This is a genomic window from Enterobacter sp. 241F3, from assembly GCF_034106785.1.
Taxonomy (GTDB): domain Bacteria; phylum Pseudomonadota; class Gammaproteobacteria; order Enterobacterales; family Enterobacteriaceae; genus Enterobacter; species Enterobacter vonholyi.
The window spans coordinates 964,308-983,720 of record NZ_JAWNDD010000001.1; the positions used below are offsets into that span (position 1 = coordinate 964,308).

At 54.0% G+C, this 19,413-nt stretch carries 19 protein-coding genes; 8 read left to right on the forward strand and 11 right to left on the reverse strand.

All coding sequences use genetic code 11. The features are described 5' to 3' along the window. Window positions 1-8 precede the first annotated feature (8 nt). Both gspD and gspC read right to left on the reverse strand, forming a co-directional pair. On the reverse strand, window positions 9-1,934 hold the full coding sequence (gspD, locus tag UR504_RS04545; RefSeq protein WP_248182534.1) for a type II secretion system secretin GspD: 1,926 nt from the start codon (window positions 1,932-1,934) through the stop codon (window positions 9-11). Between the two features lie 13 nt (window positions 1,935-1,947). Further along, window positions 1,948-2,679, reverse strand: a complete 732-nt coding sequence (gene gspC, locus UR504_RS04550; protein WP_274243239.1) for a type II secretion system protein GspC — start codon at window positions 2,677-2,679, stop codon at window positions 1,948-1,950. A gap of 300 nt (window positions 2,680-2,979) precedes the next feature. Between gspC and UR504_RS04555 the strand changes: the two genes are divergently transcribed. Both UR504_RS04555 and UR504_RS04560 read left to right on the forward strand, forming a co-directional pair. Continuing rightward, a complete protein-coding gene (locus UR504_RS04555) occupies window positions 2,980-4,554 on the forward strand; it encodes an ExeA family protein (protein WP_302234647.1) in 1,575 nt (524 codons plus the stop codon). Next, a complete protein-coding gene (locus tag UR504_RS04560; protein ID WP_302234646.1) occupies window positions 4,554-5,189 on the forward strand; it encodes a hypothetical protein in 636 nt (211 codons plus the stop codon). The genes UR504_RS04555 and UR504_RS04560 overlap by 1 nt, the downstream gene beginning before the upstream one ends. Here UR504_RS04560 and UR504_RS04565 read toward each other — a convergent pair. The 3 genes from UR504_RS04565 to UR504_RS04575 form a co-directional block, all read right to left on the reverse strand. After that, window positions 5,186-5,809, reverse strand: a complete 624-nt coding sequence (locus UR504_RS04565) for a helix-turn-helix domain-containing protein (RefSeq protein ID WP_302234645.1) — start codon at window positions 5,807-5,809, stop codon at window positions 5,186-5,188. The two genes, UR504_RS04560 and UR504_RS04565, sit on opposite strands and share 4 nt — an antisense overlap. 270 nt (window positions 5,810-6,079) lie before the next feature. Next, entirely contained in the window at window positions 6,080-6,910 is an 831-nt protein-coding gene (locus UR504_RS04570; protein ID WP_274242437.1) for an N-acetylmuramoyl-L-alanine amidase, read from the reverse strand. Next, entirely contained in the window at window positions 6,907-7,230 is a 324-nt protein-coding gene (locus UR504_RS04575) for a heavy metal-binding domain-containing protein (RefSeq protein ID WP_239632177.1), read from the reverse strand. Before UR504_RS04575 ends, UR504_RS04570 begins: the two co-directional genes overlap by 4 nt. Window positions 7,231-7,327: 97 nt before the next feature. Here UR504_RS04575 and UR504_RS04580 point away from each other — a divergent pair, with 97 nt between their 5' ends. The 6 genes from UR504_RS04580 (at window position 7,328) to artJ (ending at window position 11,848) form a co-directional block, all read left to right on the forward strand. Next, entirely contained in the window at window positions 7,328-7,846 is a 519-nt protein-coding gene (locus tag UR504_RS04580) for a lipoprotein (RefSeq protein WP_159513739.1), read from the forward strand. Window positions 7,847-8,072: 226 nt separating this feature from the next. Further along, a complete protein-coding gene (gene artP, locus UR504_RS04585) occupies window positions 8,073-8,801 on the forward strand; it encodes an arginine ABC transporter ATP-binding protein ArtP (RefSeq protein ID WP_274242436.1) in 729 nt (242 codons plus the stop codon). Between the two features lie 19 nt (window positions 8,802-8,820). Next, window positions 8,821-9,552, forward strand: coding sequence for an arginine ABC transporter substrate-binding protein ArtI (gene artI, locus UR504_RS04590; RefSeq protein ID WP_008500032.1), 732 nt, complete (start codon window positions 8,821-8,823; stop codon window positions 9,550-9,552). 6 nt (window positions 9,553-9,558) lie between these two features. Then, window positions 9,559-10,275 carry an arginine ABC transporter permease ArtQ gene (gene artQ, locus UR504_RS04595; RefSeq protein ID WP_025756069.1) on the forward strand — a complete coding sequence of 239 codons (717 nt, stop codon included), beginning with the start codon at window positions 9,559-9,561 and terminating at the stop codon, window positions 10,273-10,275. Continuing rightward, window positions 10,275-10,943, forward strand: coding sequence for an arginine ABC transporter permease ArtM (gene artM, locus UR504_RS04600; RefSeq protein WP_023310940.1), 669 nt, complete (start codon window positions 10,275-10,277; stop codon window positions 10,941-10,943). The genes artQ and artM overlap by 1 nt, the downstream gene beginning before the upstream one ends. 173 nt (window positions 10,944-11,116) lie before the next feature. Further along, window positions 11,117-11,848, forward strand: a complete 732-nt coding sequence (artJ, locus tag UR504_RS04605; protein ID WP_302234644.1) for an arginine ABC transporter substrate-binding protein ArtJ — start codon at window positions 11,117-11,119, stop codon at window positions 11,846-11,848. A 57-nt stretch (window positions 11,849-11,905) separates the two neighbouring features. On the opposite strand, the gene UR504_RS04610 is transcribed toward artJ, so the two are convergent. The 6 genes from UR504_RS04610 to rlmC all read right to left on the reverse strand — a co-directional run bounded on the left by UR504_RS04610 (window position 11,906) and on the right by rlmC (window position 19,376). Further along, a complete protein-coding gene (locus UR504_RS04610) occupies window positions 11,906-12,787 on the reverse strand; it encodes a formylglycine-generating enzyme family protein (RefSeq protein WP_302234643.1) in 882 nt (293 codons plus the stop codon). Between the two features lie 33 nt (window positions 12,788-12,820). Further along, on the reverse strand, window positions 12,821-13,702 hold the full coding sequence (locus UR504_RS04615; RefSeq protein ID WP_302234642.1) for a formylglycine-generating enzyme family protein: 882 nt from the start codon (window positions 13,700-13,702) through the stop codon (window positions 12,821-12,823). Further along, a complete protein-coding gene (locus UR504_RS04620; RefSeq protein ID WP_320739384.1) occupies window positions 13,699-15,954 on the reverse strand; it encodes a hypothetical protein in 2,256 nt (751 codons plus the stop codon). The genes UR504_RS04615 and UR504_RS04620 overlap by 4 nt, the downstream gene beginning before the upstream one ends. A gap of 61 nt (window positions 15,955-16,015) precedes the next feature. Beyond that, on the reverse strand, window positions 16,016-17,485 hold the full coding sequence (locus tag UR504_RS04625; RefSeq protein WP_302234640.1) for an ATP-binding protein: 1,470 nt from the start codon (window positions 17,483-17,485) through the stop codon (window positions 16,016-16,018). Further along, entirely contained in the window at window positions 17,469-18,176 is a 708-nt protein-coding gene (locus tag UR504_RS04630) for a response regulator transcription factor (protein ID WP_115874592.1), read from the reverse strand. Before UR504_RS04630 ends, UR504_RS04625 begins: the two co-directional genes overlap by 17 nt. A 72-nt stretch (window positions 18,177-18,248) precedes the next feature. Then, complete coding sequence (rlmC, locus tag UR504_RS04635; protein WP_115874591.1) at window positions 18,249-19,376, reverse strand: 23S rRNA (uracil(747)-C(5))-methyltransferase RlmC; 1,128 nt, start codon at window positions 19,374-19,376, stop codon at window positions 18,249-18,251. Window positions 19,377-19,413 lie beyond the last annotated feature (37 nt).

Sequence of the window (19,413 nt, forward strand, 5' to 3'; positions counted from 1 at the left end):
CTTCCGCCTTACTCTTTGAACGGGTTGCGGGACGACACCGGCGCACTGGCGCTCACCGGCGTGGCGCGGCTCTGGGACGGATAGGCCGGCAGCATCGGGGAATCAGAATTCTCTACAATGCCCAGCTTGTGCTCTTCCATACGCTGCTGCTGACGCGCCTGGATCTGATCGTATTTCTCTTTCGACGCCGCGCTGTAGTTGTCGTCGTCGCGCAGTACGGTGGTGTGGATAAACACCATCAGATTACGTTTGGCGCTGTCCTGCGAGGTATAGCGGAACAGCTGCCCCACGACCGGAATATCGCCCAACAACGGCACTTTCGAGACCGACTGTTTGGTGACGTTTTCCATCAACCCCCCCAGCACCACCGTCTGCCCGCTGTGGACCATCACTTCGTTGTTGATGGTGCGGGTGTTGAACGTTGGGCCCAGGCTGGCATCGGCCGTCGAGGTGTTATCCACGCTGGAAACTTCCTGCTCGATCTTCAGGTGGATCATGTCGCCATCGTTGATCTGCGGTACGATTTTCAGCTTAGTACCGACGGTTTTACGTTCCACCGAGTTAAAGACGTTATCGCCGCTGGTGGTCTGTGAACCGGAGAGTACCGGTACATCCTGACCGACGTTGAACGACGCCTCTTTGTTATCCAGCGTCACCACGCTCGGCGTCGACAGAATGTCGTTTTTGCCGTTAGTGGACAGCGCCGTCATCAGCGCGCCAAAGTCGCCGTTAAAGAAACCGGTCGCCAGGCCCGTATAGCTGCCAATGACTTTTGACTTCTTGATCTGGCTAATCGGCAAACCGGTCGAACCAAACTGAACCCCACCGTGTTTACCGGTCCACTGCACGCCAAGATCCAGACCGTTACCATCCTGAACTTCGGCGATGATAGCCTCCACCAGTACCTGCGGACGGCGGATATCCAGCTTATCGATCACTTTTTCCAGCGAGTTCATGACGTTTGGCTGGGCGGTGATCACCAGCGAATTGGTAGACTCGTCGGCGCTAATATTCAGATCGCTTGCCATAGGCGCGGCTTTGCTCTTGCCGCCGCCCGCTTTATCTTTCAATTGCTCGCCGATCCCCGTCAGCACCGGCACCACTTTGCTGGCATTGGCGTATTTCAGGTAGAAGACGCGGGTGTTGCCCTCGTTGTTCTGCTCGCGATCGAGCTGGGAGATGAGCATCCGGGTGCGCTGACGCGCGTCCGGGCTGCCGCTAATCACCAGGCTGTTGGTTTCATCGTCGGCGACCACTTTGGTCGCCAGCTGCGGGGCGTTTTGCCCTTTCTGCTCTTCGTTGTTGAGATTGTTCAACATGTCAGAAAGATCTTTGGCCGAGGCAAAACGCAGTGGCACGATTTCACGGCGCTGGACGCCGCTTTGATCCACACGCTGTACCAGATCGACCAGGCGGTTAACCACCGAGGCTTTGCCGGTTAACAACAGCACGTTTGACGGTTCAAAATGGACCACGTTGCCGATGCCGGAGGCGTCGTTTAACTGACGCAACAGGGGGGCCAGCTCACGTACCGGGACGTTCTCCATTCGCACCACGCGGGTGATGATTTCATCGCCTTTGCCGGGGTTTTTGCTGTCGGCAATCGGTGCGCCCGACATGCGGGCCACCGAAGAGCGCACGACTTTTACCATCCCGTTATCCATCGGGATCACCGACAGACCATAGAGATCCAGCACGCTCAGGAAGAACTGATAATATTCCTCTTCCGTCAGCACGTTGTAGGTACGCACCGACACCGTTCCCTGAACGGAAGGATCGACCAGAATGGTTTTATTAAGGTTACGCCCGACGGTATCGATAAATTCGCGGACATCGGTATTTTTAAAACTGGCGCTAAAGTTCGCCGCGAACAGCGAACCGGAATATAATGACAATGCGGTCAGCGCTACGCACGCCCATGGAAATTTCTTCATGTCTGTACACTTATTAATTGTTTAGAACATTGACCCGAATATTTTCAAGGTGAGCGTGACGCCGAATAGTGACATCCGCTTCTTTCATTTTTGACCAGCGGGCAACGATCTCTTTTGCCTGCGCCTCTTTAGTCATATCCACATCGTCAACTTTTACCACCACATCACCTTTTTCCAGGCCAGCATGGCTGTAGAAAGGAGACGCATTGCGTGGATTAATGTTGTAGCCTTCCAGCTGGCCTTTCTCGATTAATGGTTTTAACACCAGATAATCATCCAGATGCAGATTATCTAACCCTGCATCTTTCTTCGATTTGGTTACCGGGCCGCTGTCAACGCCGCCTTTAAAATAGTCTGGTTTTTTAAGTGAAATAACCTGAGGTGCGCCTTCATAATTCACCACCACATTATCGGGATGAATTTCGGCAATATAGGCATTGTCAAAACCGGCGAGCATTTCGCCCTCGCGATAGCTCTTTTGTCCGGAGGGGGTTTTTATCACCGCAAAGGACAGCCAGGCTTCGTCGCTGTTGAGAATACCTTCGATTTCCGCACTGAGCGACTTTTTCACTGCCGCTGGCTGTTTCTCTGGCATCACCGCCGGCGTAAAAAGTACAAACTGAGTTTCATCATGACTTTTTTTTTGCATCTTCTGCTTTGAATCAGACAATCTGTTCGTAACTTTCTTATAATCTTTATAAACCATATACCCTTGCTGGCCGCAGAAAATGAGCAGCACAAACATTACGCAGGGCATAATCAATTGATTAACAAATGACATCCGCATTTTTTAACGAGCCTTTCTGCCAGTCAGTAATTCACAGCACAGGGCTGTATGAGTAAGTGGCGTAAATACTAATGCGTTCCCTCTCCCCCGCCCATTTATACTTCCGCCAACAATAATTTAGAAAAAGATTGAACGTTAAATAAACCTATGTTAGAAGCGCAGGCCGAATATTTTTATCCTGCATTCAAATTGCCCCTTCCTCCTGTATCCTTTACTTTTCCGTCTCCTTGTTATGAATGAAAGAGACGGTAATACGCTATGTATATGCGCCATTTTAATTTCACTACCCAGCCTTTCCGGACTATCAGCCGGATGCCAGGTGATTTTTTTGTTCCGTATCATCAGGATGTGTTCGGTTTGCTGAAAGAGAAGTGCCAGACAGCAGGCGTTACTGCGCTCTTTAGCGACGACAGCTATCTCACCTCGCAGTTTTGCGATGCGCTTAAAAAGCATGACGGCACGCTGATTGCCATTAACGCCTTCCCGAAACTCAGCGCCAGCGGCATGCTCTATAAACTCAACACCACCACTAAAGAGAGCAAAACCCGGATCCAGGCTATTGATGCTGTGCTGCGTCAGTGGCAGGACGAGATGTTGTCCCGCAAAACCTCACGTAAAGTACTGGTCATCTCGCATATTCAGTCGATGAAAGCGAATTGCCATGACGCACTGTCCATGCTGTTAACCCGCGCGCAGGAGCTGGATGTGCCTCTGTCGGTTGTGCTGATGGGATCGGCCGACCAGGAAGCCGCCCTCCAGCAGTCCGGGTTGCGTGAATCTCTTCATACGCGTCACACGCTCCGGCCTCTCACCTGCCGCGAATCCCTGAGCTATGTTCAGGCCCAGTGTGAAGCGCATGGCAGCGACGCGACGCCGTTCACCCGGGCCCGCGTGCGCAAGATGCATGTTCTGACCAAAGGACAGGCAGGCAAACTCAACGAGCTGGCGCACATTGCGATGCTCGCCGCCTGGACCGAACGTTCAGCGCAGGTATCGCCGCGCCATCTGCGCCTCGCCGCAGGAGAAGTTCTGCCGGCGAAACCGAGGGGCAAACGCCTTGCCGTTATGGGCCTTTTTGCCTCTGTACTGTTTGCCGCCTGCGGCTGGACATTGATGCCCGCCATTACCGCCAGACTGCCGGTACAGCTGCCCGTGATGACCAGCTGGAAACCGCAGACGCCAAAAACCGACGCCCCAGCGGTGCCGGTTATTGATAATGAAGTGGTGAACAAGCCCGATGCGATGCATCAGCTTTATACCATGTGGGGTTATGACGCCACGATGGAAGAGGCGCTCTGCCAGAACGCCGGGCGGGTCAACCTGATGTGTAAGGAGGGCAGCGCTCCGGTCGAGGAGTTGGCAAAAGAGGGTTACCCTTGGATCGGCGAGATCAAAACGGGCGATCACCTGAACTATGCCGTGGTGGCCAGAGTAGATGATAACTCGCTGGATCTGCTGATGAATAATCGCACCTGGCAGGTGAGCCGCAGATGGTTTAACCAGCATGCAACGGGCAATTACACCCTATTGCACCGCCTTACGCCGCAGGGGAAAGATGCCGTGAGCGCCGAAAGTAGCGTCAAAGATTTGGGCTGGATGGATCAGCAGCTTAGCCTGGCGCTGAATCTGCCCGAAACCCACGCAAAGGTGTGGACGGCGGAACTAATGCAACGTACCCGCGAGTTTCAGCAGAAAATGCATCTGCATGTGGACGGGATTGCGGGTGAAGATACATTGATGCAGTTAATGCGTGAAACCAGGACTACGCCAAGCGTGCTTATTCAGTCCGCAAATATATCTGCGACCCCTACCGCGCAGGAGAAGCATTCATAATGTCCACGATTACTCTGGCTGCCCAGCGCAGCTATACCCTGAACGCACCGGTCTGGTTTTCTTACCGGCGCCCCTCGCTGAAAAAAGCGGTCTTTGCCACCCTGATCTGGTTGATGGGGATAGTGATGACGATCGCCGCGGGACTTTACGCACATATCTACTGGGATCTTCGTCATCCGGTACCTGAGCCAATAAAAGCGAGCGCCGTCAGGCCAGAAACGAAGCTATCGGATATGCATTACGTCTATGTCAGTAAACCGTTCCCGCGGCCTGAACCAAAGCAAGAACCGATGACAAAAGAGATGCCGCCACTGCAGGAGATGCCAATTGATAGCGGCGATGCCGACTGGCAGCAGGCGCCCGACGGTGAAATACCGCGTGATATTTCCCGAGATACATTGCCGGGAACAGAAATGAACAATTCTGCTATTACCGAACAGGATAATACCGGTCACACAGTTGATGACGGGGCTATCAAAGCATTATTGATGAAGGCGTTAAAAGAGCAGGAGAAAGATTATTCGCAGGGAAAAATACCCGCCCCCCCGTTGAGGAAACCGCGGCAGGAACGCAGGCAAATAATACACTTAAACATAGCCCCCCTTTCAGTTAAAAAGGGGGTGAGAAGCGATTAATATTTTTCCGGCAACGTCGACAAACACATAAGACGACCTTTATCAACCTGGATATAATTACCTTTTTTCAGGTCTGCGAGGATTTTAATAATGGTACTCCGGGCCAGACTGGTATATTCCTGAATATAGTCGTAAACATTGATATCGCGCTGATGATGTACCATCAGTTCGTTAATTTCCAGCAAGAACTCGCGAACAATCGAGTACGCGCTGCGGGCGACCAACACTTCGTCACGCTTGCTGAGCAGGCAAATATACCAGGAGAGGACTTTACTCAAGGCTTCCCACAGGTTTTTTTCGCTCATCAGACGGAAAAAATCATCCTTTTTAATAGTGCGCACCACGGTATTTGCACGCACCAGACCGTACATATGCGCTGAATTGTAATAAATAGAGGAGAGACCGAAAATACATTTATTCTGTAAGGTGAATACACACAGTTCATCCGACTTGCGGCGGAATTCAACTTCACCGCTAATGATAAAATGAATATCTTCATTGTTCTCGGTACTGATACGCTGCCATTTGCGTAAGGTTCTTTCTTCAAAACCTTCAGTTGCCGCGATAATGGCGTCAAGTTCTTCTTGTGGACGGCTATTTTTACTGTAGATACTTAACATAGTTATACCCATTAATATTAAATTGAAAAAGGTGAACGTGTGCAATCACAGCGCAAAAATGCGTAGTCCATTTAATAAATGTAAAGTAAAGCTAAGCCAGGCTAAGACGCTAGCACATCCCTATTTCTTATTTGCCGTGCTGATAGATTGTCAACCACGTTTGCGAGTATTTTCGACTGAGGAAACTATAAAACATTTACGCCGCGAATGTGATTAGAAAATTAGTCCAAAAGGAGACCGTGTAAAAGTGGAGTCGGGTAACCCGAGGGATTACCCCTGCCCGTAGCGCTCTAACAGCGCCTCCGCGATTGCCAGCGTTTCGCGATCGGCCACGCCGTCCCAGCGCGCCGGGCGAAAATGCATCTGAAACGCGACGATCACGCGCTTCTGCTGTGCGTTCGTCATGTTATCGGTCACCTCATAGCCGTAGCGCGCCAGCAGATCGAGCAACACCTTCGGCTCAACAAGCTCATCTCGCGGCTTGCCGTTCAGGTAAAACGCCACCCGCGCCGGGTCGGGCCATGCGCCAATCCCCTGCAGCGCCAGCTGACGCCAGGGGAACAGCGGGCCGGGATCGTCTTTGCGCTGCGGGGCGATATCAGAATGGGCCACCACATTTTCAGGTTTGATGTTGTAGCGGGCGATAATGTCTTTGGCGAGCGGCACCAGCGCCGCAATCTGCGCTGGCTCAAAAGGGGTAAAGTGCTTAACGCCCGACGCTTTTTGCCAGCCACGGTTCTCCAGCTCAATGCCGACCGACGTATCATTGATGCGGTTGGTGCCGCGCCAGAAGCTGATGCCCGCATGCCAGGCCAGTTCGCTCTCGGGTACCAGTTGCCAGATGCGCGGCTTGCCGTCCGGTGCGGGAGGCCTGGCAGGGATCAAATAGTGAGAGCTGACGTTTTTATCCGTCAGCGTGGCCAGCGAGCTGTCAAAATCATCCGCGGTGTAGTGGATCACCAGCACCTTAATGCGCGGATAAGCCGCCTGAGCCTGATGACGCGTATCCAGCTCGTAGGCGCCTTTGTCGATAACCCCTTTTTCCGAGGCACATCCTGCCAGCAGCAGCGCCAGCAGGGGCGCGGCAAACGAACGCCTCATCTCAGGGTTTTCACCGCCGTACCGCTTACGCTCACCATCAGCATGCTGCCATCTTTCCCGACCGTTTCGTAATCGATATCAATCCCCACGACCGCATCAGCGCCGAGGCCTTCCGCCTGCTCGCCAAGCTCTTTAAAGGCGATTTCACGCGCTTTACGCAGCTCTTTTTCATATGCGCCCGAGCGGCCGCCAACGATATCGCGGATACCGGCAAAAAAGTCACGGAAGATATTGGCACCGAGAATCGCTTCACCGGTGACCACGCCGCAGTACTCGGTGATGGTCTGCCCTTCCAGGGTTGGCGTTGTTGAAAACTGCATGGTTTCTCTCCTTCTTTAGCGTTCAATGCCTTAGGCACAGCATTATCGGTTCGTTACGCTATGATTGAAAGGATAGTTAATAAATAAGGAAATCAACATGCGCTATTCAGCTTTAACACTTTTAGTGCCCTGCGCGCTGGTGCTCAGCGCCTGTACCACCACGGTCACGCCTGCCTTTAAGGATATCGGTACCCGCAGCGGCCCCTGCATTGAGGGCGGCCCGGACACCGTGGCGCAGCAGTTCTATGATTATCGCATTCAGCACCGCAGCAACGATCTCACCGACCTGCGCCCGTATCTGAGCGATGGTCTGGCAAAACTGCTTAACGATGCCACCCGCGATCCGCAGCACAACGCGCTGCTGAAATCCGATCCGTTCTCCAGCCGCGCCACGCTGCCGGACAGCGCCGAAGTGGCGAGCGCGTCAACCATTCCGAACACGGATGCCCGCAATATTCCGCTGCGCGTTAAGCTGACGCAGGGAACCCAAACCTGGCAGGATGAAGTGCTGATGATCCGTGAAGGACAGTGCTGGGCGGTAGACGACGTGCGCTACGTGGGCGGCAGCGTTCATGCCCCGGCAGGCACGCTGCGCCAGTCGATTGAAAATCGCTAAACCCGCCGATATAACCTGGTAACCCCCGTAAAATGTGCGGCATTTCTTGCGGAATGCCGACATTTATACTCGCCGACCTTGCCGTTCGCTATTTTGTGCTATGTTTAAGAGGAAATACGGGTTATATTTAACTTTTAACGCAGAAATATTGCATAACTATTCTGTCAACGGTACTATCTGCGGCCTCAATTGCTATAGATTGCCTGGATGAGTAAAGACTGCCCCGATGAGTATTAAACTAAACGGCATTAACTGCTTCTACGGCGCACACCAGGCGCTGTTTGACATCACGCTGAGCTGCCCGGAAGGCGAAACGCTGGTTTTGCTTGGCCCAAGCGGTGCAGGTAAAAGCTCCCTTCTGCGTGTTCTTAATCTGCTTGAAATGCCTCGTTCAGGTACGCTGGCGATTGCCGGTAACCACTTTGATTTCGCGAAGACGCCGTCTGATAAAGCGATTCGCGAGCTGCGTCAAAACGTCGGCATGGTCTTCCAGCAATACAATCTCTGGCCGCACCTGACCGTGCTGCAGAACCTGATTGAAGCCCCGTGCCGTGTGCTGGGGTTAAGCAAGGATCAGGCGATCGCCCGTGCCGAAAAGCTGCTGGATCGTCTACGCCTTAAGCCCTACAGCGACCGCTACCCGCTGCACCTGTCCGGTGGTCAGCAGCAGCGCGTGGCCATTGCCCGTGCGCTGATGATGGAGCCTGCGGTACTGCTGTTTGATGAACCCACCGCCGCGCTGGACCCGGAAATCACCGCTCAGATCGTCAGCATCATTCGCGAGCTGGCGGAAACCAACATTACGCAGGTTATCGTTACCCACGAAGTGGAAGTGGCGCGTAAAACCGCCAGCCGTGTGGTGTACATGGAAAACGGGTATATCGTTGAGCAAGGTGATGCGAGCTGCTTCGCTAACCCGCAAACCGATGCCTTCAAAAACTATTTATCTCATTGATTGTGTCAGGGGAAATATAATGAAAAAAGTATTACTTGCCGTGCTGCTTGCTGGCGTTACCCTTTCCGCTACCGCAGCTCAGACCATTCGTTTCGCCACGGAAGCCTCTTACCCTCCGTTTGAATCCATTGATGCGAACAACAAAATTGTTGGCTTCGACGTAGACCTGGCAAACGCCCTGTGTAAAGAGATCGATGCGACCTGCACCTTCAGCAACCAGGCGTTCGACAGCCTGATCCCAAGCCTGAAGTTCCGCCGTATCGACGCCGTAATGGCCGGTATGGACATCACCCCGGAGCGTGAAAAGCAGGTGCTGTTCACCACCCCTTACTACGACAACTCTGCCCTGTTCATTGGTCAGAAAGGCAAATTCACCTCTGTCGATCAGCTGAAAGGCAAAAAAGTGGGCGTGCAGAACGGCACCACGCACCAGAAATTCATCATGGATAAGCATCCGGAAATCACCACCGTTCCGTATGACAGCTACCAGAACGCGAAGCTGGATCTGCAAAATGGCCGTATCGACGGCGTATTTGGCGATACCGCTGTCGTGACCGAGTGGCTGAAAGCCAACGACAAGCTGGCGCCAGTGGGCGACAAAGTGACCGATAAGGATTACTTCGGTACCGGTCTGGGGATTGCCGTTCGTCAGGGCAACACTGAGCTGCAGCAGAAATTCAACGCTGCGCTGGAAAAAGTGAAGAAAGACGGCACCTACGAAACCATCTACAAAAAATGGTTCCAGAAGTAATTCCTGATGAATGAAATTTTTCCTTTAGCAAGCGCCGCCGGGATGACCGTCGGCCTTGCCGTTTGCGCACTGATTATCGGCCTCGTGCTGGCGATGTTCTTTGCGGTGTGGGAATCCGCGAAATGGTTCCCCGTCGCCTGGACAGGCTCCGCGCTGGTCACCGTGCTGCGTGGGCTACCGGAAATTCTGGTGGTCCTGTTTATCTATTTCGGTTCCTCACAGCTGCTGCTCACGCTGTCGGACGGCTTCACCCTTAATCTCGGCTTTGCGCAGATCCCGGTGCAGATGCAGATTGAAAACTTCGACGTCAGCCCGTTCCTGTGCGGCGTGATTGCCCTCTCCCTGCTCTACTCCGCGTACGCGTCGCAAACCCTCCGCGGTGCGCTGAAGGCCGTGCCGCAGGGTCAATGGGAGTCGGGTCAGGCGTTAGGTCTGTCGAAATCAGCCATCTTCTTCCGTCTGGTGATGCCGCAGATGTGGCGTCATGCCCTGCCGGGTCTCGGCAACCAGTGGCTGGTGCTGCTGAAAGATACCGCGCTGGTGAGCCTGATTAGCGTCAATGATTTAATGCTGCAAACCAAAAGCATCGCCACCCGTACCCAGGAGCCCTTTACCTGGTACATTGTGGCGGCGGCGATCTACCTGGTGATCACGTTGCTCAGTCAGTACATTCTCAAGCGTATTGACCTGCGAGCGACGCGCTTTGAACGGAGACCAGGCTGATGCTTGAATACTTTCCCGAGTTGATGAAAGGGCTGCACACCAGCCTGACGCTGACCGTGGCGTCCATTATCGTGGCGCTGATCCTGGCGCTCATCTTCACCATCATCCTGACGCTGAAAACGCCGGTGCTGGTGTGGATTGTGCGCGGGTACATCACCCTGTTTACCGGTACGCCGCTGCTGGTGCAGATCTTCCTGATTTACTACGGCCCGGGCCAGTTCCCGTCGCTGCAGGAGTATCCGGTTATCTGGCATCTGCTCTCTGAGCCGTGGCTGTGTGCCCTGATTGCCCTTTCGCTGAACAGCGCGGCCTATACCACCCAGCTGTTCTACGGAGCGATCCGCGCCATCCCGGAAGGCCAGTGGCAGTCCTGCGGGGCGCTGGGCATGAGCAAGAAAGACACGCTGGCGATCCTGCTGCCGTACGCCTTTAAGCGCGCCCTCTCCTCCTATTCCAACGAAGTGGTGCTGGTATTCAAGAGTACCTCGCTGGCCTACACCATCACCCTGATGGAAGTGATGGGTCACGGACAGCTGCTGTACGGGCGCACCTATGACGTGATGGTGTTCGGCGCGGCGGGCGTGGTCTATCTGGTGGTGAACGGTCTGCTGACGCTGATGATGCGCCTGATCGAGCGTAAAGCGCTGGCGTTTGAGCGCAGAAATTAACAACAAAAATGCATAAAACGGTATTCATGAAGCGGGTAACCTGATGGGTTATCCGCTTTTTTTTGCGATAAAGACAATACTTAATCATTTTTATTGCATATAAATTCATTAACTGGCATTGTACATCCATGCCGCAGACACGGCGCATCAATAAGACAGACGGGAGCATTACAATGAAAAAGTTAGTTCTGGCCGCATTACTCGCCACCTTCGCCGCTGGCGCATCCGCAGCTGATAAAATCAATTTCGGCGTGTCCGCCACCTATCCGCCGTTTGAGTCGCTGGATGCCAGCAACCAGATCGTCGGTTTCGATATCGATCTGGCGAAAGCGCTGTGCAAACTGATGCAGGCCGACTGCACCTTTACTAACCATGCTTTTGACAGCCTGATCCCGTCGCTGAAGTTCAAAAAATACGACGCGGTAATCTCCGGGATGGACATCACGCCTGAGCGCAGCAAGCAGGTCGCGTTCACCGACCCGTACTACGCCAACTCGGCGGTGGTGATTGCGAAGAAAGGCGCTTATACCTCATTCGATCAGCTGAAAGGCAAACGCATCGGGATGGAAAACGGCACCACGCACCAGAAATACCTGCAGGACAAACATCCTGAAGTGAAAACCGTGGCCTATGACAGCTACCAGAACGCGATTATCGACCTGAAAAATGGCCGTATCGACGGGGTCTTCGGCGACACCGCCGTGGTGAACGAGTGGCTCAAAACCAACCCGCAGCTGGGCACCGCAACGGAAAAAGTGACCGATCCACAGTACTTCGGCACGGGTCTGGGTATCGCGGTACGTCCGGATAACAAAGCTCTGCTGGAAAAACTGAACGGCGCGCTGAAGGCGATTAAAGCAGACGGTACGTACCAGAAAATTAGCGAGCAGTGGTTCCCGCAGTAACCTTAAGTATTTTGTTAACAGACATCTACGAAGACTACGCATCCGGCGTAGTCTTTTTTATCTCACTAACGGACTGTTTTCAGCACAGCGAAAACCTGTTGAACGCGATGGTGGGCCCTGAATCATATCAGGTTCCAAGGAGTTTCGGGTCATGGTGAGTGAATCCGATGGGGCTCCGAGCCTGCCTCTAATCACTTTTTTTACGCCTGTATCTGGTCCCTGAGGATCTTGCTCAGGAGAATGACCGTAATAATCCACCGCGTACCAGTCCCTGACCCAGTCAGTACCGTTTCCCAGCATATCGTAAAGTCCCAATGGATTCGGCGGATAGCTTCCCACCGGGCGATTCTCTGCCGATGGGGCGTAATTGCTGGCTTGATTATCTTCGTAATACCAGTGGTTATCACTGTTCGCCAGAATCAGATACTGTCCTCCGCTGCGTGCTGCGTACTCCCACTGGGCTTCTGTTGGCAGGTCAATATGGCGCTTGCTGACCTGCCCCAGCCACTGGCAGAAGCCCTGTGCATCCTGCCAGCTGGCTGATGCCGGATAATTATCACCAAGCGCAATTTTTAGTGAGGCATAATCAGGATCGCTATCATTTGCCGTCACCCGAAAATAATCATTCGGCTTCCGTCCCTGAATCTCCAGCCAGCGGTTAAATTGTTCCCACGTCACGCGGTGTTTGCTGATACGGAAATCAGACAGCGATACCCAGTGCAGGGGTTTATTATCCGCATCTGCGCTGAACGGCAGTTTCTCACCAATGAGAGGACCAAAATCACCCATCTGAAAACGCCCGCCCTTTACCGTGACCAGATCCTCTAGCGCGCCGTTAACAAAAATATCCTGCTCTGCCTGTATCTTCTGTTCATCCCGACAACCGGTGAGTATCAGCAATACCAAAACACCTGTTACGCCATAACCTGTCAGCGTCATGCATAGTCCTTTACTTGATCGGTTCGATTTTTATCAATCTGCTGAGAGACTGTTCTCAGCACAGCGAAACCCCGTTGAGCGCGAGGGTGGGCCCTGAACGGTTTCAGGTCTCATGCTTCCTCTGGTAATGGTGTAACCCTCTCCGGCATCTCTGGGTAGTCCCCGGATCACCCGTTTATCACCTTTCTCTGGCCCCAGAGGATCTTCCTCAGGAGAATGACTGTAATAATCCGCCGCGTACCAGTCGCGGACCCAGTCAGCCCCATTTCCCTGAATATCATATAAACCGAGCGGATTCGGGGCATATCTTCCTACCGGACGGTTTTCCGTAGAGGGAGCGATGTTACGTTTGATGTCATTTTCGTAGTGATACCAGTTATCACTGTTGCCAAAAATCAGGAACTGACCTCCGCTGCGTGCTGCGTACTCCCACTGGGCTTCTGTTGGCAGGTCAATATGGCGCTTGCTGACCTGCCCCAGCCACTGGCAGAAGCCCTGTGCATCCTGCCAGCTGGCTGATGCCGGATAATTGTCACCAAGCGCAATTTTTAGTGAGGCATAATCAGGATCGCTATCATTTGCCGTCACCCGAAAATAATCATTCGGCTTCCGTCCCTGGATCTCCAGCCAGCGGTTAAATTGTCCCCACGTCACGCGGTATTTGCTGATACGGAAATCAGACAGCGACACCCAGTGCAGAGGTTTATTATCCGCATCTGCGCTGAACGGCAGTTTCTCACCAATGAGAGGACCAAAATCACCCATTTGAAAACGGCCGCCTTGTACTGTCACCATATTCTCCAGCGCCGTGTTAACCAGCTCGGTCTGCTCATCCTTCATTTTCTGCTCATCACGGCAGCCAGTCAGAGCCAGAGTAATCAGTAATCCTGCTACAACATGGCCTGTACGTGTCATTCTGTATCTCCGTGCAAGGAGTCAATAAGCTGTGTACAGCTATAGAGATACGTCGGCAGTACTTCTCTTAATGGTAAGATAGACATATTGACGTGCCCTGGAGGGATTGCAGGAGTTTCAGGCAGGTTGAGATAGAGGTTTCTGAGATTTTCCGCATATTGGCTGGGCTCAATCATGATGTTCTGCGCACCGGGAACCAAAGAGCCTGCATAACCATAGGTTTTGGGTGCCTCTCCTTGTGCTAGAAAAGCAATGACCTTTTGTTCATTAATACGCCAGTTACTTTTTCCCTCTCCAGGCATTTTTGAAAGATGCTGCATAACATTTTCATATTCTCGCTGCGACTGTACCCAGCGAAGAGCATAAATGATGGCTCGTTTACGAGCGCTGAAAACAGCGCCGCCCTCACAGGTCGTCTCTCCATGGCTCACTGGACTGGCGACATTATCCCAAAGGTTTGTTTCAATCAGTGCGGCAATGGCTGCGCCTTTGCTCTCCGGTGGAGCAAACTTTAAACAATCTCCTTTTGTATTCAGAATGCTAGTCATCAGCGCCACACGGGAATCTTTTTTATCCCAACTGTTTTTAAGTTCAGTGGCTATATTTCCCCCAGCATCAATCACACGATTGATCCCATACATCCCCACCAGCAAAGGAATCGCGCAGAAAGCATAATAATCGTCAGCCATCATGATCTGCATCAGCCGGACATAATCCGCATTACGTAACATGTAGATCAGGCAGGGCATAAACTCAGACATGATTGCCGGACCGTCAACCTCAAAGCTCATCGAGCCTTTACCACCCGTCCCCCAGCACAACCCACCGCTGACATGTATTCTGACTTTGCCGCCTTTCCAGGCAAAGCTCAGTTGTCCGCTGCCACCAATCCCTGCCTGAGCTGCTGCTCCCACTCCTACCTTCGCCAGCGTACTGTATTTGTCGCCGTGATCAGGATTGAGCCAGACCAGTGCACCAGACACATTCGCCCCGGCTTCTGCCCCGACAAATACGCCTAGCTCCGCACCACCGCCTATGGGTATATGCCCTTCTTTAGTAACGTCTATCTGCCGCCAAAATCCGTAACCCTCATCCGGCATAGCTTTAACAGGCAACCCTTTTGCCCGATCGCAAGTAATATTGCCCCCCGCCTCTATACCCAGACTCGCCCCAACGCTCCCCGACAATGCCAGCTCAATATCAAAACGAAACGTACCCAGAATCCCCATACCACCGCCGGGTATTTTTGCCGGATCTAACGGATAGCAAATTTTTACGCCGACATTATCCGGCAGGTGAAGCTTGCCGCTGCTTTTTGCCTCTGCAAGCGCAAGGTTGGCGTAAACGCTGGTCTTACCGTGCAGCTCTGCTTTTGGCTTGTATTGTCCAGTGCGGATATCAATTTCGAACGGATTCAATACCCCCTTCATGCTCGCGCCATACGCCCAACGTAATAGCTGAGCCTGTGCATCAAATGCCATGCCAGAACCTTCATAAGGTGAATGTTCCAGGCTTCGGTTAAATTCTTGTGCCCATACGCTCCAGACGCCGGAGTTATCGTCCAGCAGCTTCACTTCCCACGCTTTCATTAACGGCTTCAGCTTTGCCAGTTGTCCTTTTAGCTTTTCCGGGTCGATTTCATGGCGGGTATGCGTCTGGCCATCTTTGTCGGTATATTCAACCGCCCTCAAAAAGGTTTTACCGCCGCTTTTCTTTTCCGCACTGTTCAATCTGTATCGACGCCAGTGGCTACGAATTTTATCTGAGCGGACGTAGACATATTTGGTTCCGTTTTTCCCTCCCTTAACGTCTATAAGCTCCATCAGCCCAAGTGCGTTTTTTTTGCTTTTTTCATCCAGTAACGTTGCGACAGGGAGGTTTTCTGTAGGGGTCAATTCTGCAAGTTCAGCACGTAAAGTCTGACAGGCTTCATCAAGATGTCGATATTCTTCCTTCAACAGATTCTGATAGCGACTGCGCTCTGGTACATCGCTCCAGCCCAGAGTAGTCACGTCTTTCTGGAGTTGCTCAATACGCTGTACTGCGTCCGCTCTCTTCGCCAGGCAGTAAGTGAGTCGGTTACTTTCCTGCTCAAGTTCGTGCCAATCGCATTGGTCAACTGCCAAAAGAGTTTCACTGTCAGGATGAAAATAAAGACGGGGAAAAGAGGGGGCAACGACTTCTTTGCAAACCCCTCCTGGGCGTGTCATCACGCTGTAGCATCCATCCCAGGGTATGACTTTTACAGCCATCACTAAATCCTTTTAGTTTGAGTGGTTATCCTCCTTTATCATACTTCTTACAAACACCATCTCAAAGCGGTACATAAAAGCGAAATGTCGCCCCCTTTTGTGCCTCCATCAGCCTGATCCCCCCCCCGTGCAGCTCCAGCATCCGTTTCACAATCAGCAGCCCCAACCCGCCGCGATTCTCTCTCGACGCCTGAGTATTGAGCGCCGACGGCCGCTGGAACAAATCGTCGCGCAGCGAGGCATCCACGCCCGCTCCGCTGTCGGAGACTTCGACCTGCAGCCGTTCATTTTCCTGCCACACCGCCAGACGAATTTCCCCGCCGCCAGGCGTATGGCGCATCGCGTTATCCAGCAGGTTGGTTACCACGCGCTCGATCATCGACACATCGGCGTTTATCAGCGGCAACGGCCCCGGCACGTCAATATGCAGGTTGACCTCGCGCGTGCGGGCGGTGAGCTCAAACTTCTGCGCCACGTCGGAAATCAGCTCTCCCATCGCGAACCGCTCGCGCTGGGGTTTAATACCGCCGTACTCCAGGCGCGCCAGCTCAAACAGCTGCTGCGAAAGATGACGGACCTTTTGTCCCTGGCGCAGCGCGGTGGCGAGATACTGCTGGTGCTCCTGCGGCGTCAGCGTGGCGGATTTGAGCGACAGGGTTTCGAGATAGCCCAGCAGCGAGGTCAGCGGCGTGCGGAGATCGTGCGAAATGTTGGCGATAAACTCCCGGCGCTGGCGATCGCTGTCGGCCAGCCGATCCCACTGCTGGGTGATTTTGCGCGCCAGCTCGATAAAACTGTTGCGCAGGATCGCCACCTCATCTTTTGCCGCCGCGTCCGGCGTCTGTGCCGCCAGCTGTCTTATAGCGCTTATGCTGTCTTGCTCCAGCCCGGCGACTTGCACCGTCAGCTGTTTAACCGGGCGCGTGACCCAGTACCAGACCAGTAAACCGGCCAGCAGGCCAAACAGCGCGACCCACAGCAGTGACCACAGGACGGTACTCCACAGCGCCTTATGCCAGGCCATCTCCGCAAGAGCATTTGACTCCTCGCCCTGCAAAATAATGTACAGATAGCCTTTTAGCTCGCCGTCCTGCCGCAGCGGCGTGGCGCTAAAGACTTTTTGATTTTGACTGCGCGGATCGTCGCCCAGCACCGGCATGGCGGTGCCGCTCAGGAAGCTCTGCACCGGAGCCAGATCGATTTTTTGCCGCTGAATATGGCCGAGCGGGGCAGCGTCGGCGAGGATATCGCCGTCAGGAGAGATAACGTACAGCTCAACGCTCGGATTAAAGGTCATCAGCCGGCCAAACAGCGGTTTCAGCGCGCTGCTGTCGACCCTGCCCTGCGCGTCCAGAATTGGTTCGCGCTGAACGATCTGCTGCGCCAGCCCGCCCGACAAACGCTGCACCATCGCATTACCGTACTGCATGCTGCTGTAGAGCTGTACCGCGCAGGCAACGGCGGCGCAGAGCATCATCAGCAGGATGAAGAGCAGCGTCAGGCGCTGGCTCAGGCTAAAGCGGCGCATCATGATTTGGCTCCGCAAATTTATAGCCCTTGCCCCAGACGGTGCGAATAATCTCCGGCTCGGCGGCGTCCTTCTCAATCTTGATGCGCAGGCGGTTGATATGGGTGTTGACGGTGTGCTCATAGCCTTCGTGCTGGTAGCCCCAGACCTGCTCCAGCAGCGCCAGACGGGAGAACACCTCGCCGGGATGACGGGCAAAGAAGTAGAGCAGTTCGAACTCGCGCGGGGTGAGATCCACCACCTGGCCGTGAAGCAGCACGCTGCGCGCCAGCGGATCGATGGTCAGTCCGTGAGCCTGAATTTGACCGTCGGTTTGCGCCTGCCCCATCGCCTGCTGGCGACGGAACAGCGCTTTGATGCGCGCAATCAGCTCCTGCACGGAGAACGGTTTTGCCAGATAGTCATCGGCGCCGGTTTCCAGCCCGGTGATGCGGTCGGTTTCACTGCTGCGGGCGCTGATGATGATCACCGGCAGGTAGCGCGTCATCTGACGGATGCGGCGGCAAATCTCCAGGCCGTCAACGCTGGGCAGCATCAGGTCGAGGATCACCGCGTCCCACGTCTGAGCTTCAAGACGCTGCAGGGCTTTGCCCCCGTCGGGTTCGTGGGTGATGGCATAGCCTTCGTCTTCTAAATTGAGTCGCAGAAGCGCCGCGATATCGTGGTCGTCTTCCACCAGCAGGATCTGCTTCATGGGTAAGCCTTCATTCATTTCTTATGACGTAAGCTTACCTGATTTCGCCGGGATGAAGAGTTCACATTTTGTTTAAGATTTTACGAGCAACGTCAGCACTTCATAGTGCGCGGTGTGCGGGAACATATCAAAAAGCTGAACGCGTTCAACGCGATAGCCCGGTAGTTGCGCAATGTCTTTTGCCATGGTCTGCGCGTTGCAGCTGGAATAGATGATGTATTCCGGTGCCATCTGGCTCAGATAGTCGCACAGCGCATTGCCGATGCCGCGGCGCGGCGGGTTGACCAGCACCAGCTCAGGCACGTTGCCCTGGCCGGTCGCGAACTGCGTGGAGTCGAGCGCCTGGAAGTGCAGATTCGTTAACCCCAGCTCGGCGGCGGACTGCTTCGCGCAGGCAATCGCTTCGGCAGAGATCTCAATGCCGGTGAGCTGCATCTCCGGCGTGGCGCAGTGCAGGCCAAAACCGCCCACGCCGCAGAAGAGATCCCACATGTGGTGAACGTTCAACGCACGAACCCAGTCGCGGGCGGCGGCGTACAGGCTGCTTGCCACGGTCGGGTTGGTCTGGAAGAAGCTTTGCGGGCGGATCCACAGCGGCACCCCATTGAAGCTTTCGGCCAGCGCGTGCTGGTCGGTGAAGAAAATCTCTTTCTCCCCTTCCATGATTGCCATATGCACGGGCTGAATGTTTGCCGTAATGACCTTCAGCTGAGGAAGCTGCGCCTGCAGCCACGGCAGCGCCGCGCGCAGCTGCTCCAGCTTGGTTTCAGAGCGCAGCACGAAGCGCAGCATCATGCCGCCGTCTTTCTGGCTTTCCGTTAGCAGAAGGTATTTCAGCTCGCCGCGCTTGCGGGCCACGCTGTAGGGCGTTAAGCCCGCCCGCGCGATAAACGGTTTCAGTGCGGCAAAGACAGGCTCAAACGAGTCGGGATACAGCGGGCAGTCGGTTAAGTCTTCCGGCGTGCCGTCGCGGTGCAGCATCCCCAGCAGCGGTTTTTCTACGCTGCCGCTGACCACCATTTTGGCTTTATTGCGAAAACCCTGTTCAGGGCCGCTGACGGGTGCGCACCACTCGCCCACCGCGTGTTCTGCCAGCAGCTGTTGCAGGTCGGCCATTTTGGCGGTGAGCTGTTGAGGGACCGGCTGTTCTATCCACTGACAGGAGCGGCAGCGTCCGGCGTCATAGAGTGCGCACTGCATATGAAAACCTTAAAAATCACGAGGGCTGCGATTATAC

Bases quoted from the DNA above. Each gene is read 5' to 3' on its own strand.
- gspD (WP_248182534.1), bottom strand. From the start codon at position 1,934: ATGAAGAAATTTCCATGGGCGTGCGTAGCGCTGACCGCATTGTCATTA.
- gspC (WP_274243239.1), bottom strand. From the start codon at position 2,679: ATGTTTGTGCTGCTCATTTTCTGCGGCCAGCAAGGGTATATGGTTTAT.
- UR504_RS04555 (WP_302234647.1), top strand. From the start codon at position 2,980: ATGTATATGCGCCATTTTAATTTCACTACCCAGCCTTTCCGGACTATC.
- UR504_RS04560 (WP_302234646.1), top strand. From the start codon at position 4,554: ATGTCCACGATTACTCTGGCTGCCCAGCGCAGCTATACCCTGAACGCA.
- UR504_RS04565 (WP_302234645.1), bottom strand. From the start codon at position 5,809: ATGTTAAGTATCTACAGTAAAAATAGCCGTCCACAAGAAGAACTTGAC.
- UR504_RS04570 (WP_274242437.1), bottom strand. From the start codon at position 6,910: ATGAGGCGTTCGTTTGCCGCGCCCCTGCTGGCGCTGCTGCTGGCAGGA.
- UR504_RS04575 (WP_239632177.1), bottom strand. From the start codon at position 7,230: ATGCAGTTTTCAACAACGCCAACCCTGGAAGGGCAGACCATCACCGAG.
- UR504_RS04580 (WP_159513739.1), top strand. From the start codon at position 7,328: ATGCGCTATTCAGCTTTAACACTTTTAGTGCCCTGCGCGCTGGTGCTC.
- artP (WP_274242436.1), top strand. From the start codon at position 8,073: ATGAGTATTAAACTAAACGGCATTAACTGCTTCTACGGCGCACACCAG.
- artI (WP_008500032.1), top strand. From the start codon at position 8,821: ATGAAAAAAGTATTACTTGCCGTGCTGCTTGCTGGCGTTACCCTTTCC.
- artQ (WP_025756069.1), top strand. From the start codon at position 9,559: ATGAATGAAATTTTTCCTTTAGCAAGCGCCGCCGGGATGACCGTCGGC.
- artM (WP_023310940.1), top strand. From the start codon at position 10,275: ATGCTTGAATACTTTCCCGAGTTGATGAAAGGGCTGCACACCAGCCTG.
- artJ (WP_302234644.1), top strand. From the start codon at position 11,117: ATGAAAAAGTTAGTTCTGGCCGCATTACTCGCCACCTTCGCCGCTGGC.
- UR504_RS04610 (WP_302234643.1), bottom strand. From the start codon at position 12,787: ATGACGCTGACAGGTTATGGCGTAACAGGTGTTTTGGTATTGCTGATA.
- UR504_RS04615 (WP_302234642.1), bottom strand. From the start codon at position 13,702: ATGACACGTACAGGCCATGTTGTAGCAGGATTACTGATTACTCTGGCT.
- UR504_RS04620 (WP_320739384.1), bottom strand. From the start codon at position 15,954: ATGGCTGTAAAAGTCATACCCTGGGATGGATGCTACAGCGTGATGACA.
- UR504_RS04625 (WP_302234640.1), bottom strand. From the start codon at position 17,485: ATGATGCGCCGCTTTAGCCTGAGCCAGCGCCTGACGCTGCTCTTCATC.
- UR504_RS04630 (WP_115874592.1), bottom strand. From the start codon at position 18,176: ATGAAGCAGATCCTGCTGGTGGAAGACGACCACGATATCGCGGCGCTT.
- rlmC (WP_115874591.1), bottom strand. From the start codon at position 19,376: ATGCAGTGCGCACTCTATGACGCCGGACGCTGCCGCTCCTGTCAGTGG.